The following is a 14136-nucleotide window of genomic DNA, read 5'->3' on the forward strand; positions in this document are numbered from 1 at the left end:
CATGACGCCTCCCGTGTTCTCCACCGTCCTCGTCGCCAATCGCGGCGAGATCGCGCGACGCGTCATCCGCACGCTGCGCCGGCTCGGCATCCGCTCGGTCGCCGTCTACAGCGACGCCGACGTCGAAGCGCCACACGTGCGCGAGGCCGACACGGCGGTGCGTCTGGGACCGGCGCCCGCAGCGCAGTCGTATCTCGACATCGACGCCGTCATCGCCGCGGCCCGCGCGACCGGCGCGCAGGCGGTGCACCCCGGCTACGGCTTCCTGTCGGAGAACGCCCACTTCGCCCGAGCGTGCGCTGCCGCCGGCATCGTCTTCGTGGGGCCTGGTGAGCACGCCCTCGACGTGATGGGCGACAAGATTCGGGCCAAGCAGCATGTCGCCCGGTCGGGCGTGCCCACCGTGCCCGGATTCAGCGCGGCCGGCATGACGGATGAGGCCATCGTCGCGGCTGCGGTGGAGCAGGGGTTCCCTCTTCTCATCAAGCCCTCGGCGGGCGGCGGCGGCAAGGGGATGCAGGTGGTGCGCGACCGCGCAGGTGTCGCCGGCGCCGTGCAGGCCGCGCGCCGGATGGCCACCGCCGCGTTCGGCGACGACACCCTGCTGCTGGAGCGGCTGGTGGAGCGCCCGAGACACATCGAGGTGCAGGTGCTCGCCGACGCCCACGGCGCGGTGGTGCACCTCGGCGAGCGCGAATGCTCGCTGCAGCGCCGGCACCAGAAGGTGATCGAGGAGGCACCCTCGCCCGCCGTCGACGACGAGACCCGCGCGCGCCTGGGCGAGGCCGCCTGTCGCGCGGCGGCGAGCATCGACTACGTCGGCGTCGGCACGGTGGAGTTCCTCGTGTCGGCCGATCGGCCCGACGACTTCTTCTTCATCGAGATGAACACCCGCCTGCAGGTCGAGCACCCCGTCACCGAGCTCGTCACCGGCATCGACCTCGTCGCCGAGCAACTGCGCGTGGCGGCGGGGGAGCCCCTCGGGTACGGGCAGGACGCCGTAGGGCTGCAGGGACACGCCGTCGAGGCCCGGGTCTACGCCGAGAGCCCGGCACGGGGCTTCCTCCCCGCCACCGGCGAGGTGCTCGCCTGGCGCGCTCCCGAGGGCGTGCGGGTGGATGCCGCGGTCGACACGGGATCGGTCGTGACCGCCGACTACGACCCGATGATCGCGAAGGTGATCGCGGTGGGCGCCGACCGGGCCGAGGCACTCGAGCGGCTCGACGCGGCGCTGGCCGAGACCGTCGTGCTCGGCGTCGACACGAACATCGCGTTCCTGCGGCAGCTCATCGCGCTCCCCGCCGTGCAGGCCGGCGACCTCGATACCGGCATCATCGACGCGATGGCCGCCCCGGGAGCGACCGTGCCGGGCGCGGCCGTGCTCGCTGCCGGCGCCGCGGTGCTCGCCGACGCGCCGTCGGATGCCTCGCCGTGGCAGCGTCACGACGGGTGGCGCCTCGGCGGACGGCGTGAGCCCGCCTCGCACAGCTTCGAGACGGATGCCGGCACGCTCGTCACCGCGGTGGCATCGCCGCTTCCGCCCGAGGCGACGACGGCGCGCGACGGCGACGGCGACGTCTGGGTGCATCTGGCCGGCGAGACGGCTCGGCTGCGTCCGGTCTCTCGTCGTGCGGCATCCGAGCGCCGACGCGCAGCCCGCGGGCGCACGGATGCGCCCGCGCAGCCGCACGTGCGGGCGCCGCTGCCCGGCACCGTGATCGCCGTGCACACGACGCCCGGCGCGGCGGTGGCCGCCGCCGATCGGCTGGTCACGATCGAGGCCATGAAGATGGAGCACACCGTCATCGCACCCCATGACGGCGTCGCGCAGATCCTCGTCACCGTCGGCGCGCAGGTGCGCCGCGACGACGTGCTCGCCGAGGTGCACCCGATGACCGAGGAGGACACCCCATGACCGGACCCATCGACCTGCGTTCGTATGCGCTGGAGGACGACGAGATCGAACTGGCGCAGCTGGTGCGCGCCTTCGCCGACGAGGTGGTCGCGCCGCGCGCCTATGAGGCGGATCGCACCCACACGCTGCCGATGGACGTCGTCGCGCAGATGGGGGAGATGGGCCTGTTCGGCCTGCCGTTCCCCGAGGATGTGGGAGGGCAGGGCGGCAACTACCTGGCGCTCGGACTCGCCATCGAAGCGCTCGCGCGCGTGGACCAGTCCATCGCGATCACCCTCGAGGCCGGGGTGAGCCTGGGCGCCATGCCGGTCTTCCGCTTCGGCACCGACGCGCAGCGCGAGCAGCTGCTGCCCGACCTGCTCGCCGGCCGGGCGCTGGCCGGTTTCGGGCTCACCGAGCCCGAGGCGGGGTCGGATGCCGGCGCCACCCGCACCACCGCCCGCCGTGACGACGGGGAGTGGGTGATCAACGGCAGCAAGCAGTTCATCACGAACTCCGGAACGCCGATCACACGGTTCGTCACGGTCACCGCCGTCACGGGCCGCCGGGGCGAGCGCCCGGAGATCTCCACCATCATCGTGCCCAGCGGCACCCCGGGATTCACGGTGGGTCCCGCCTACGACAAGGCGGGTTGGCGCGCCTCCGACACGCACCCGCTCACCTTCACCGACTGCCGGGTGCCCGAGGAGAACCTGCTGGGCGAGGAGGGACGCGGGTTCGCCGGCTTCCTGCACATCCTCGATGAGGGCCGCATCGCCATCGCGGCCCTCGCGACGGGCGCGGCGGAGGGATGTCTGGAGGCGGCGCTGCAGTACGCCGCGGATCGCACCGTGTTCGGCGCCCCGCTGGCGACCCGGCAGGGCATCCAGTTCACCCTCGCCCGCATGCAGGCCCGTGTGCACACTGCACGGCTGGCGTGGGTGCGCGCGGCGCATCTGCGCGACGCGGGGCGCCCGTTCAAGACCGAGGCGGCCATCGCCAAGCTCGTCTCGGGCGAGGCGGCGATGGACAACGCCCGCGACGCGACCCAGATCTTCGGCGGCAACGGGTTCATGAACGAATACCCCGTGGCCCGGCATTACCGCGACAGCAAGATCCTCGAGATCGGCGAGGGCACCACCGAGGTGCAGCTGCTCGTGATCGCGCGCGCGCTCGGGGTAGCGTGAGGGCATGACCGACCTCCCCGCCGGCCCGCCCGCGCACGTGCAGCGAGGCCTGTGGTTCGAGGAGTTCGCCGTCGGGGCGCGCTACCTGCACCGCCCTGGCCGCACCGTCACCCAGGCCGACAATCAGCTGTTCTCCGCGCTGACGATGAACCCGCAGGCGCTGCACATCGACGAGGCTTACGCGGCGACGCAGCCGTTCGGCCGCCCGCTCGTGAACTCGATGTGGACGCTGTCGACGCTCATCGGGGCGTCGGTGGCGCAGCTGACGCAGGGCACGCTCGTGGCCCAGCTCGGCCTGACCGACATCGCATTCCCGGCGCCGCTCTTCCCGGGCGACACCCTCTACGCCGAGACCCGGGTCGCCGGCGCCCGCCTGTCGGCCTCGCGGCCGGGGCAGGGCATCGTCACCCTGGAGCACACCGGACGCAACCAGCACGGTGTCGTCGTCGCCACGGCCACCCGCGCCGCGCTGATGCTGTGCCGTCCCACCGAGGAGGAGACCGCGTGAGCGGATTCGACCTGGGCCCCGCCCTGTTGTTCTGCCCCGCCGATCGTCCTGAGCGGTTCCGCACCGCGCTGGAGCGCTCGGACGGCGTCATCATCGACCTCGAGGACGCGGTGTCGCCGGAAGCGAAGACCGCCGCGCGCGGCGCCCTCATCGACGCCGAGCTCGATGCCACGCGCGTGATCGTGCGCGTGAACCCCGTCGGCACCCCCGACTTCGACGCCGACTTGGCGACGCTCTCGCAGACCGACGTGCGCACGATCATGGTCGCCAAAGCCGAGTCACCCAAGCGCATCGGCAGGATCGACCCGCGCTACCGGGTGATCGCGCTGTGCGAGACCGCCCGCGGCGTGCTCGCGGCCGAACGCATCGCCGCGCTCGAGAACGTGACGGCGCTGATGTGGGGCGCTGAGGACCTCGTGGCCTCTCTCGGCGGCACCTCCAGCCGCAAGGCCAACGGGCGCTACCGCGACGTCGCGCGCCACGCGCGGGCGCAGGTGCTGCTGGCGGCGGGCGCGCGCGGCAAGGCCGCCATCGACGCCGTGCACCTGGACATCGCCGATGCGAAAGGGCTCGCCCGTGAGGCGGCGGATGCCGCAGCGAGCGGATTCGCGGCGACCGCCTGCATCCACCCGAGTCAGGTGCCGACCATCCGCGAGGCGTACCGTCCCGACGCGACCGAGGTGCAGTGGGGCCGCGACCTGCTGGCGGCGGCGGTCGGGAAGCCGGGCGTGTTCGCCTTCCGCGGCCGCATGGTCGACGAGCCGGTGCTGCGCCACGCGCGCACCCTGGTGCGGCGCGCTCAGGACTAGCCGTCGGGGGAGCGGGCGACGCTCAGGGCGTCGGGACCGGACCCACCTCGGAGAGCAGGCGCAGCCTGTCACGCTCGAGCAGCAGGTCGTAGCTGGAGCCGTTCGGCAGGCGGAAGCCCACGGGCGGCAGCTCGCCGCCGGTGGCGTGACGGATGAGCTCGCGGATCAGCGCGCCGTGAGCGACGGCGATGACGGTCGCTGCCGCGGGCGCGGTCGTGCGGCGCGCGTCGCGGGCGATCTGCTGCAGCGCCCCCAGCGCCCGGGCGCGCAGCTGCGGCCAGGGCTCGGCGCCGGGGACCTCGGCGCTGTGCCAGTCGCCCCAGCGCTCCAGGAACTCCGCGGCATCCACGCCCTCCGCCTCGCCGTAGGCGCGCTCGCGCAGCTGCGGGTACAGGCGCGGCGGCTCGGCGCCCAGGGACTCGGCGATGATCTCGGCGGTCTCGCGTGCGCGAGACAGATCGCTGCTGACGATGACGAGCGGGGCGGCCGGGTCGAGGCTGTCCCGCAGCCGCTCTGCGGCCTCGCGCGCCTGTGCGCGCCCGGTGTCGTTGAGCGGGATGTCGGTGGATCCCTGGATGCGGCGCGCTCGGTTCCAGTCGGTCTCGCCGTGGCGCACAAGGGTCAGCAGTGTCACCGGTCGAGCCTAACCGCGGTGCGCCGAAAGCGCGCTGGACGGGTCAGTGGGCGGTGAGGGCGTCGGTGAGCGCGGCGGTGAGGGCCGCGAGCACCGGAGACGTGCCGCCGTCGATCTTCACCGTGGCCTTGGCATCCGCGCGCGTCTGACCGCGGTTGACGATGATCACCGGCAGGCGACGGCGTCGCGCGCGCTCGACCAGGCGCACCCCCGAGTTGACCACGAGCGACGATCCCGCCACGAGCAGAGCCTCGCTGGTGTGCACGAGCTGCTCGGCCTCGGCGAACCGCTCGACGGGGACGAACTCGCCGAAGAAGACCACGTCGGGCTTCAGCATGCCCCCGCACACGCTGCAGTCGGGGATCACGAAGCCGTCGGCCGTCTCGGGCAGCACGTCGCCGTCGGGTCCGAGCAGCACGTCGTCGGGGACGTCGAGCCACGGGTTGTCGGCCTCGATGCGCGCCGCCAGATCGCGGCGATCGAACACCTGGCCGCAGTGCGTGCAGAACACGCGCCGCATGGTGCCGTGCAGCTCGACCACGCGACGGCTGCCGGCGCGCAGGTGCAGGCCGTCGACGTTCTGGGTGACGACTCCGGTCGCGATGCCGGCGTGCTCGAGGCGCGCCAGAGCGGCGTGCCCGGCGTTCGGCGACGCGGCGGCGAACGCACGCCACCCGAGGTGGCTGCCCACCCAGTAGCGGCGGCGGGACGCGGCCGAGGAGAGGAACTCCTGCGCCGTCATGGGGGTGCGCACGGGGGCGCCCTCGCCCCGGTAATCGGGGATGCCGGAGTCGGTCGACACGCCCGCCCCGGTGAGCACCGCGATGCGGCGTCCCGCCAGCGCGTCGACGGCCTCGCCGACCAGCCGCGCGGTCGGCGCGTCGAGCTGGAGCACCGGAGTCACCCGTCGAGTCTAGGCGCGTCACTTTGCCGGGACGTTACCGCCGCCTGCGTGCCCGGTGCGGCTGCGGTGTCGTGTCGTCTCGCGCGTGGGGTGGGTCCCGGGTCTCGCGCCAGGCGTCGCTCGCGCGGGGATGGATCCGCTCGCGTGGGGGATGCCGCACGCGCGGGGGAAGCCGCTTGCGCGGGGGTGGATGCCGCTCGCGCGCTGCCGAGATGCGGAGATCTGCCCGGGTGCGGATCGATTCCGGGCATCCGGTCCGCGTTTCGGCAGATTCCCGCATTCCGGCCAGGGCGGGATGCCGGGAACCTCGCGAGATGCCTCTGTGTCCGGGTGGCACCACACGCGCCGGGCGGATGCCACCCGCGCCGGATGCCGCACGCGCGCTGCCGAGATCTGCCCGGGTGCGGAACGATTCCGGGCATCCGGTCCGCGTGTCGGCAGTTACCCGCATTCCGGCGAGGGTAGGGCCGCCCGGCAGTCCGCCATGATGGCGGTCTTCGCGCGGTGCACATCGGTCGCGCGTGGGAGAGTGGATCAATGCCCATCGAGCGCATCGACGACCCGGCCGATCTTCGCCTCGCGGACTACCGCGACCTCACCGACGTGGCGCTGCGCCGCGTGCTCGAGCCGGCGGGCGGGCTGTACATCGCGGAGTCGGCCAAGGTCATCGGGCGCGCGGTGGCCGCGGGACATCGCCCGCGCTCCGTGCTCGTGCAGGAGAGGTGGCTCGACGATGTGCTCCCCGTCGCCGGCGGTGCGCCCGTCTACGTCGTGCCCGCCGACGTCGCCGAACAGTTGACCGGATACGCCGTGCACCGGGGTGCCCTCGCCGCCATGCACCGGCCGACGCCGCCTCCGGTGCAAGACGTCCTCGCGGGGGCCCGGCTGGTCGTGGTCCTCGAAGATATCGTTGATCACGCGAATATCGGAGCTGCCTTCCGCGGAGCCGCCGGCCTCGGCGCCGACGCCGTGCTGGTGTCCCCGCGCTGTGCCGACCCGCTCTACCGCCGCAGCGTGCGGGTGAGCATGGGCACGGTGTTCCAGGTGCCGTGGACGCGGATGCCGGAGTGGCCCGATGCCGCCGGCATCCTGCACGACGCCGGCTTCCACATCGCCGCGCTTGCGCTGGCCGACGACGCGGTGCCCCTGGACGTCTTCGCCGCCGAACGGCCCCCGCGCGTCGCGCTGATGCTCGGCGCGGAGGGCGACGGACTGTCGCGGCGCGCGCTGCAGGCGGCGGACACCGTGGTGACGATCCCGATGGCCGGGGGAGTGGACTCGCTCAACGTGGCCGCCGCCAGCGCCGTCGCCCTCTGGGCGCTGCGCTAGCAGGGGCCGGCCGCGCCGCCGGGCGTGCGCCCGCCCGGCGTGGTCGCACCCGCGGTCGCGTCAGGCGGTGCCACGCGCCGTCGCGTCGGGGCTGGCATCCACCGGGTCGTCGACGTGCGGGATGACGCGCCGCATCGGCAGGGCTTCGGGACGCTTGGCCGTGATGTGGTCGCCCGACGACTGGTTGCGCACACGGCGCAGCACCCAGGGCACCAGGTACTCGCGAGCCCAGACGAGGTCGTTCGCGCGGGCCGCCCGCCACGTGCGGCGCGGCAGCGGCTCGGGCTGCATCGGCTGCAGGTCGTTGGGGACGTTGAGGGCGCGCAGCACCATCCGCGCCACCTCGTGGTGGCCGAGGGTGTTGTAGTGCAGGCGGTCGTCGTCGAAGAAGCGCATGTCCTGCACCTCCTTGAGCGCCCACTGGTCGGCGACGATGCAGTCGTAGCGCTCGGCGATCGCGCGGATGTTCTCGTTGTAGATCGCGACCCTGCCGCGGATGCCGCGGAACACCGGCGTGAAGTTGGTGTCGATGGCGGTGAAGACGAGCACCGTCGCGCCTCGCGACGACAGCCGGGCGACGGCGTCCTCGAAGAGTGCGGCGACGACGTCGGGATCGCCGCCGGGGCGGATCACGTCGTTGCCGCCGGCGGAGAACGTGATGAGGTCGGGGGTCAGGGCCAGGGCGGGCTCGATCTGGTCTGCCACGATCTGGCCGATGAGCTTGCCGCGCACGGCGAGGTTGGCGTAGGCGAAGTCGTCGACCTGGGAGCTGAGAACCTCCGCGACGCGGTCGGCCCAGCCGCGGTGGCCGCCGGGCGAGTCCGGGTCGGGGTCGCCGATGCCCTCGGTGAAGGAGTCGCCGATGGAGACCATCCGCCGCCACGGGTGGACGGATGGGTTCGGGGTGAAGTCGTCGTGGTGGGGGGCGGGTTCGGGTTCGATCGGGGTGTCAGTCATGTGTTCCTCCCGGGCTGATGGCCGTCTCCGAGGCTAGCGTCCGTGGCCTCGTTTAGGCTGGACCGTCGTGGATGAGCAGCAGCAGGAGCATTTCGGGAGCTTCGCTGCCGAGCACCTGTCGCCCTCGTTCCCCCAGCGTGCGCCCTGGGGTACGGCCCAGCGATTGCGTGCCTGGCAGGCGGAGGCGCTCGACCAGTACTTCGCGATGGACGGGCCCGACGGCATCGGCAAGGGACCCCGCGACTTCCTCGCGGCTGCCACCCCGGGCGCCGGAAAGACCACGTTCGCCCTGCGCCTCGCGACCGAGCTGCTGCGCCGGCGCATCGTCGATCGCATCGTCGTCGTCGCCCCCACCGAGCATCTGAAGACGCAGTGGGCGGATGCCGCGGCGCGCGTGTCCATCCGGCTCGACCCGAACTTCAGCAACCGCCACGTCGCCCCCGCCCGGCACTACCACGGCGTCGCGGTCACCTACGCGCAGGTCGCGGTGAAGGCATCCGTGCACCAGCGCCTCACCGAGGACGCCCGCACCCTGGTGATCCTCGACGAGGTGCACCACGGCGGTGACGCCCTCAGCTGGGGTGACGCGCTGCGTGAGGCGTATCAGCGCGCGACGCGGCGCCTGCTGCTGTCGGGCACCCCGTTCCGCAGCGACACGGCGCCCATTCCGTTCGTGGAATATCACCCGAATGAGAAGGGCATCCGCCTCTCACGCACCGACTACAACTACGGCTACGGTCGAGCGCTGGCCGACGGCGTGGTGCGGCCGGTGCTGTTCCTGGTCTACGCCGGTCAGATGCGCTGGCGCACCAAGGCGGGCGACGAGTACGAGGCGCAGCTCGGTCAGGACAACACCAAGGACATCAACTCGCAGGCCTGGCGCACGGCCCTGGACCCGCAGGGCGACTGGATCCCGGCGGTGCTGCGCAGCGCCGACCGGCGCCTCAGCGAAGTGCGTCAGGACGTGCCCGACGCCGGTGGTCTTGTCATCGCGACGGACCAGACCGCGGCGCGGGCGTACGCCGCGATCCTGCGCGACATCACGGGGGAATCGACGACGGTCGTGCTGTCGGACGACCCCGCGGCATCCGGACGCATCGAGGAGTTCGCGAAGGGCACGTCGCGCTGGATGGTCGCGGTGCGCATGGTGTCGGAAGGCGTCGACGTGCCTCGGCTGTCGGTCGGGGTGTACGCCACGAGCGCGTCGACTCCGCTGTTCTTCGCGCAGGCGATCGGTCGCTTCGTGCGCGCCCGCCGCCGTGGCGAGTCGGCCAGCGTGTTCCTGCCCCACGTGCCGCAGCTGCTCGCCCTCGCCAACGAGATGGAGCGCGAGCGCGATCATGCGCTCGACCGTGAGTCGGGTGACGACGACGGCCTCGAAGACACGCTGCTGGCCGAGGCGGAGCGCGAGGACAAGGCATCCGATGCCCTGACCGAGGAGTTCAGCTACCAGGCGCTCGGGTCGGTGGCCCACTTCGACCGGGTGCTGTTCGACGGCAAGGAGTTCGGCCAGCTCGCCGTTCCCGGCACGCCCGAGGAGGAGGAGTTCCTCGGCCTCCCCGGACTGCTCGAGCCGGAGCACGTGCACGAGCTGCTGATGCAGCGGCAGGCGCGGCAGTCGCGCCACCGCAAGGTGCGGGAGACGGGGGAGGCGCAGCAGGCCGAGGCCACCGGTGCGCCCGTCGCCACGACGCTCCCGCCGGCGCTGCACCGCACCCTGAAGGAGCAGCGGCAGCTGCTCAACAGCCTCGTCGGGGTCTACGCCCGCCAGAGCGGCGAACCGCATGCCGCCGTGCACGCCGAGCTGCGGCGCCTGTGCGGCGGGCCCCCGGTCTCGCATGCCACCGTGGCGCAGTTGCAGGCGCGCATCGACCTGCTGCGCCGCCGCGTGCACTCCTGACCGCGCGCGGAACGTCCGCTTCGGATCCCCGAAATGCTGGCAATCGCGGCCTTCGCCCCTGTCGCGCGCGACGGGATCAGTAGCGTTGACGCATCCCCTCACCCCCCTTCCGACCGGAGGACCCATGATCGCGCCCACCCCGCCTGCACCGACCGCGCGGGATCGTCGGCGGTGGGCGCAGTACCTCGTCGATGAGCGTGCCGAGGCGCGGCTCTACCGCACCCTCGCCGAGCGTCGCACGGGGGAGGAACGCGAGATCCTGCTCGCCTTGGCCGATGCGGAGGGGCGCCACGAGTCGCACTGGCTGAGCCTGCTCGGCGGGGAGCCGAAGCGCCTGCCGCGCCCGAGCATGGACACCCCGATGCTGGGCTGGATGGCCCGGCGCTTCGGCATGGTCTTCGTGCTCGCCCTCGCGCAGAACGCCGAAGCCCGTTCGCCGTACGAGGCGGAGCCATACGCGACGGCCGCCATGGTCGCGGATGAGAAGGTGCACCACGAGGTGGTGCGCAACCTGGCTGCGCGCGGCCGTCGCCGGCTGTCGGGCACGTTCCGGGCTGCGGTCTTCGGCGCCAACGACGGACTGGTGTCGAACCTCGCCCTCGTGATGGGCATCGGCGCCGCCGGCGTGGGGGCTCCGTTCGTGCTGCTGAGCGGCTTGGCGGGCCTGCTGGCCGGGGCGCTGTCGATGGCGGCGGGTGAGTTCGTCTCGGTGCGGTCGCAGCGCGAGATGCTCGCGTCGACCGGCCACAGCGACTTCGCCGATGCGGCGCTGCCCGATCTCGACCTCGACGCGAACGAGGTCGCCCTGGTCTATCGAGCTCGCGGGCTGGATGCCGAGGAGGCCATGTCCCGCGCGCGGCGCGTCGTCGAGACGGCCCAGGCAGCGGACCGGTCGCAGCCCTACCGGCGCCCGGTCGACGCCGCGGAGGAGCACGACGTCGTCGGGGGCGCGTGGGGCGCGGCGACCTCCAGCTTCCTCTTCTTCGCTTCCGGCGCCGTCATTCCCGTGCTGCCGTGGATCTTCGGGCTCGAGGGGATCGTCGCCGTCGTGCTCGCGCTCGTGCTGGTCGGCCTCGCGCTGCTGGCCACCGGAGCGATGGTGGGCGTGCTCTCCGGCGGTCCGCCGCTGCGCCGGGCGCTGCGCCAGCTCGCGATCGGCATGGGAGCCGCAGCGATCACGTACGTGCTCGGGCTGGTGTTCGGGGTGTCTGTGGCGTAGCGCTGTCGTCAGGCCAAGTCCTCGCCGGTGGTGCCTCCCCGTGGCGCTTCACTGCCAGACTCGACCCGTGCCGCATGCTCTGGATGACACGACCGAGATGGCCGTCCGCCGCGTCTGGGCGGAGCGGCTGGGAGTCTCGCCCGCCGTCTTCGCGCAGGCGGAGCCGGTGTTCATCGTGAGGCCGGGCCTGACCGCAGCGGTGGTGGTACGACTCGAGAAGACGGTTGTCGTCGCAGCGCCCGAGCTCGCGCTGTCCGCGCTGAGGTCTCTCGCCCCACGGCACCTGCTCGACGTCGGGGCGCTGCTGACGGCGTTGGAGCCGCTCGCGCCGAGCCTCTTCGGCGTGGCGACGCTCGCGTTCGCCGACCGGGGGACGATCGTGCCTGCGCGTTCCGACGCCGTCCGGATGGCGTCGGATGCCGAGGTCGCGGCGGTCATGTCGGCATGCTCCACCGAGGAGCGTGACGAGAGCGGGCTGCTCGCGATGGACAGGCGGTGGACCACCTGGGCCGATGGTGTCGAACCGGCGGCTGCTGCGGGATACGAGGTGTGGGGCGGCGGGCTCGCTCACATCGGTGTGGCCACCGCGCCGGCGTTCCGGGGAAAGGGCTTCGGCGCTCAGGCGGCTGCCGCGGCTGCTCTGCACGCGATCGGCGATGGCCTGGTGGCGCAGTGGCGCTGCAGGGCGCGTAACCGCGCGTCGGCGCGTCTGGGGGAGAGTCTGGGTTTCGTGCGGCTCGGCGAGCAGATCGCGGTCGACCTCGCGGCATGCGTGGCGGACGTCACTCCCGAAGCCCGCTGAGGCCGGGGAGGGAGACCAGCAGAGGCGGGCGAGCGAGATCAGATCGCGGACGGTCTTTCGGACGGTCGTGGCTATGATCGCGCTGTGAAGCGGATCGTGGGTTGGGCGATCGCGTCCGCGGTGGTCATGGTGGCCGCGGGCGGCGGCGCAGCGTTCGTCGGCCGTGTGAACGACCGCGCCGACCAGGATGAACCACTGGCGCGGGCTGAGTGCGCGGAGTATGCGGGCGGGAGCGCGTACCGACTGGAATGGCGCTTCGGGATGCGACCGGGGTGGGAGTGCTCTTGGCTGTCGACTGACGATCGCGAGGGCGGCGGTTTCCTCATCACGTGGAACGCGTACGCCGACCGTTGAGCCTCCGGCGGTTGGTTTGATCCCGACGAGGACGACGAACCGGATCGCAGTCGCGGCCGAGCGCACTTCCTGAAAGCCACCCGCGTGCCCGCAAACGGAAGAAGGCCCCCTTTCGGGGACCTTCTTCACTGTGCGCGAGGGGGGACTTGAACCCCCACGCCCGTTAAAGGGCACTAGCACCTCAAGCTAGCGCGTCTACCTATTCCGCCACCCGCGCAGTGGGTGAAATTGCTTTCGCAACCGAGGGTCGAGCCTAGCATGATCCGGAGAGCACTTCGAACCAGCGGCGCACGGTGAGCCGGCGTGACGGCGGTAGCGTAGTCGGCATGCCCGAGACCGACATCGACCTTCCCGAGGTCGTGCGCATCGCCCGCGACCTCATCCGGTTCGACACGTCGAACTTCGGCGGCGGCAACGCACGCGGCGAGCGCGAAGCCGCCGAGTACGTCGGTGCATACCTCGAGTCGCTCGGCCTCACTCCCGAGTACTACGAGCCGATCCCGCGCCGCACGAACCTCGTCGCCCGCGTGTCGGGCCGCGATCGCGACAAGCCCGCGCTCGTGCTGCACGGTCACCTCGATGTCGTGCCCGCCGTTGCGGAGGACTGGAGCGTCGACCCGTTCGCCGGCGAGATCCGCGACGGCATGCTGTGGGGCCGCGGCGCCGTGGACATGAAGGACATGGATGCCATGATCCTCACGTCCGTCGGCGACCTGCTGCGCGCGGGCGAGCAGCCCGCCCGCGACGTGATCGTGACGTTCTTCGCCGACGAGGAGAACGGCGGCGTCGAGGGGTCCGCCCTCGTCGTCCGCGACCGCCCGGAGTGGTTCGCCGGGGCGACCGAGGCGATCAGCGAAGTGGGCGGCTACTCCATCGCCGCCGGTGACCGCCGCGCGTACCTGCTGCAGACGGGGGAGAAGAGCCTGCTCTGGCTGCGCCTGCGCACCCACGGCCGCGCCGGCCACGGCAGCCGCTTCCACCCCGACAACGCCATCACCCGGCTCGCCGAGGCCGTCGCCGCCCTTGGGCGCACCGCGTGGCCTCTGGCGATGACCGAGACGTCACGGCAGCTCATCGAGGGCCTCGCCACGCTGACGGGCGCCGACCCGCGGCATCCCGACGACGTCGCCGACCTCTTCGGTCCGACATCGGCGTTCCTGCGCGCCACCCTGCGCACCACAGCCAACCCGACCGGGCTCTCTGCCGGCTATAAGCACAACGTCATCCCCGACACCGCCGAGGCGCTCATCGACGTGCGCACCATCCCGGGTGGGGAGGATGCCGCCCTCGCCGACCTCGCCGCGATCGTCGGCCCCGACGTCGAGATCGAGGTGGTCCAGCGCGACATCGGCCTGGAAGTACCCTTCGCCGGCGACCTCGTCGCGCAGATGGTCGCCGCACTCGGCCGGCACGACCCCGGCATCCCCGTCATCCCGTACCTGATGGGTGGCGGCACCGACAACAAGGCCCTCTCGCGGCTCGGCATCGCCGGCTACGGCTTCGCCCCGCTGCGACTGCCGGCCGACCTCGACTTCACCGGCATGTTCCACGGCGTCGACGAGCGCGTGCCGCTGGACGCCCTCACCTTCGGACAGGCGGTCCTCACGGATCTCCTCCGCACGTACTGACGCAGTCACCG

General features: G+C 72.5%; 13 protein-coding genes and 1 tRNA gene. 10 read left to right on the plus strand and 4 right to left on the minus strand.

Features of this window, described 5'->3' with window-relative positions:
- The first annotated feature begins 1 nt into the window (after position 1).
- The 4 genes from QNO26_RS06790 to QNO26_RS06805 are packed head-to-tail and all read left to right on the plus strand — an operon-like array spanning position 2 to position 4398.
- A complete protein-coding gene (locus QNO26_RS06790; protein ID WP_257531141.1) occupies positions 2-1915 on the plus strand; it encodes an ATP-binding protein in 1914 nt (637 codons plus the stop codon).
- Positions 1912-3081 carry an acyl-CoA dehydrogenase family protein gene (locus QNO26_RS06795; protein WP_257531139.1) on the plus strand — a complete coding sequence of 390 codons (1170 nt, stop codon included), beginning with the start codon at positions 1912-1914 and terminating at the stop codon, positions 3079-3081. Before QNO26_RS06790 ends, QNO26_RS06795 begins: the two co-directional genes overlap by 4 nt.
- A 4-nt stretch (positions 3082-3085) precedes the next feature.
- Positions 3086-3589: a MaoC family dehydratase gene (locus QNO26_RS06800; RefSeq protein ID WP_257531137.1), complete on the plus strand. Its 504-nt coding sequence runs from the start codon at positions 3086-3088 to the stop codon at positions 3587-3589.
- Positions 3586-4398 (plus strand): HpcH/HpaI aldolase/citrate lyase family protein, encoded by an 813-nt coding sequence (locus QNO26_RS06805; RefSeq protein ID WP_257531135.1) that lies wholly within the window; start codon positions 3586-3588, stop codon positions 4396-4398. The genes QNO26_RS06800 and QNO26_RS06805 overlap by 4 nt, the downstream gene beginning before the upstream one ends.
- A gap of 22 nt (positions 4399-4420) precedes the next feature.
- Here the strand turns inward: QNO26_RS06805 and QNO26_RS06810 are convergent, their stop codons facing one another.
- The gene (locus QNO26_RS06810; RefSeq protein WP_257531133.1) at positions 4421-5032 is read right to left on the minus strand and encodes a histidine phosphatase family protein; all 612 of its coding nucleotides are present in this window, start codon (positions 5030-5032) and stop codon (positions 4421-4423) included.
- Positions 5033-5075: 43 nt separating this feature from the next.
- Positions 5076-5927 (minus strand): Sir2 family NAD-dependent protein deacetylase, encoded by an 852-nt coding sequence (locus QNO26_RS06815; protein ID WP_374679370.1) that lies wholly within the window; start codon positions 5925-5927, stop codon positions 5076-5078.
- Between the two features lie 546 nt (positions 5928-6473).
- On the opposite strand from QNO26_RS06815, the gene QNO26_RS06820 reads away from it, so the two are divergent.
- Positions 6474-7265, plus strand: a complete 792-nt coding sequence (locus tag QNO26_RS06820) for a TrmH family RNA methyltransferase (protein WP_257638342.1) — start codon at positions 6474-6476, stop codon at positions 7263-7265.
- Positions 7266-7325: 60 nt separating this feature from the next.
- On the opposite strand, the gene QNO26_RS06825 is transcribed toward QNO26_RS06820, so the two are convergent.
- A complete protein-coding gene (locus tag QNO26_RS06825; protein ID WP_374679366.1) occupies positions 7326-8222 on the minus strand; it encodes an SGNH/GDSL hydrolase family protein in 897 nt (298 codons plus the stop codon).
- A gap of 67 nt (positions 8223-8289) precedes the next feature.
- On the opposite strand from QNO26_RS06825, the gene QNO26_RS06830 reads away from it, so the two are divergent.
- From QNO26_RS06830 to QNO26_RS06845, 4 genes are all read left to right on the plus strand, one after another.
- Positions 8290-10122 carry a DEAD/DEAH box helicase gene (locus tag QNO26_RS06830; protein WP_257638343.1) on the plus strand — a complete coding sequence of 611 codons (1833 nt, stop codon included), beginning with the start codon at positions 8290-8292 and terminating at the stop codon, positions 10120-10122.
- 124 nt (positions 10123-10246) lie between these two features.
- Positions 10247-11341 carry a VIT1/CCC1 transporter family protein gene (locus QNO26_RS06835; RefSeq protein ID WP_257638344.1) on the plus strand — a complete coding sequence of 365 codons (1095 nt, stop codon included), beginning with the start codon at positions 10247-10249 and terminating at the stop codon, positions 11339-11341.
- A gap of 67 nt (positions 11342-11408) precedes the next feature.
- Positions 11409-12143: a GNAT family N-acetyltransferase gene (locus tag QNO26_RS06840; protein WP_257531123.1), complete on the plus strand. Its 735-nt coding sequence runs from the start codon at positions 11409-11411 to the stop codon at positions 12141-12143.
- Between the two features lie 84 nt (positions 12144-12227).
- Complete coding sequence (locus QNO26_RS06845) at positions 12228-12497, plus strand: hypothetical protein (protein ID WP_257531122.1); 270 nt, start codon at positions 12228-12230, stop codon at positions 12495-12497.
- Between the two features lie 131 nt (positions 12498-12628).
- Here QNO26_RS06845 and QNO26_RS06850 read toward each other — a convergent pair.
- Positions 12629-12714 (minus strand) — tRNA-Leu (locus tag QNO26_RS06850).
- A 109-nt stretch (positions 12715-12823) separates the two neighbouring features.
- Between QNO26_RS06850 and QNO26_RS06855 the strand changes: the two genes are divergently transcribed.
- Entirely contained in the window at positions 12824-14125 is a 1302-nt protein-coding gene (locus tag QNO26_RS06855; protein ID WP_257638345.1) for a M20/M25/M40 family metallo-hydrolase, read from the plus strand.
- The last annotated feature ends 11 nt before the right edge of the window (positions 14126-14136 follow it).

The sequence above is a fragment of the Microbacterium sp. zg-Y1090 genome (assembly GCF_030246945.1).
Classification (GTDB): domain Bacteria; phylum Actinomycetota; class Actinomycetes; order Actinomycetales; family Microbacteriaceae; genus Microbacterium; species Microbacterium wangruii.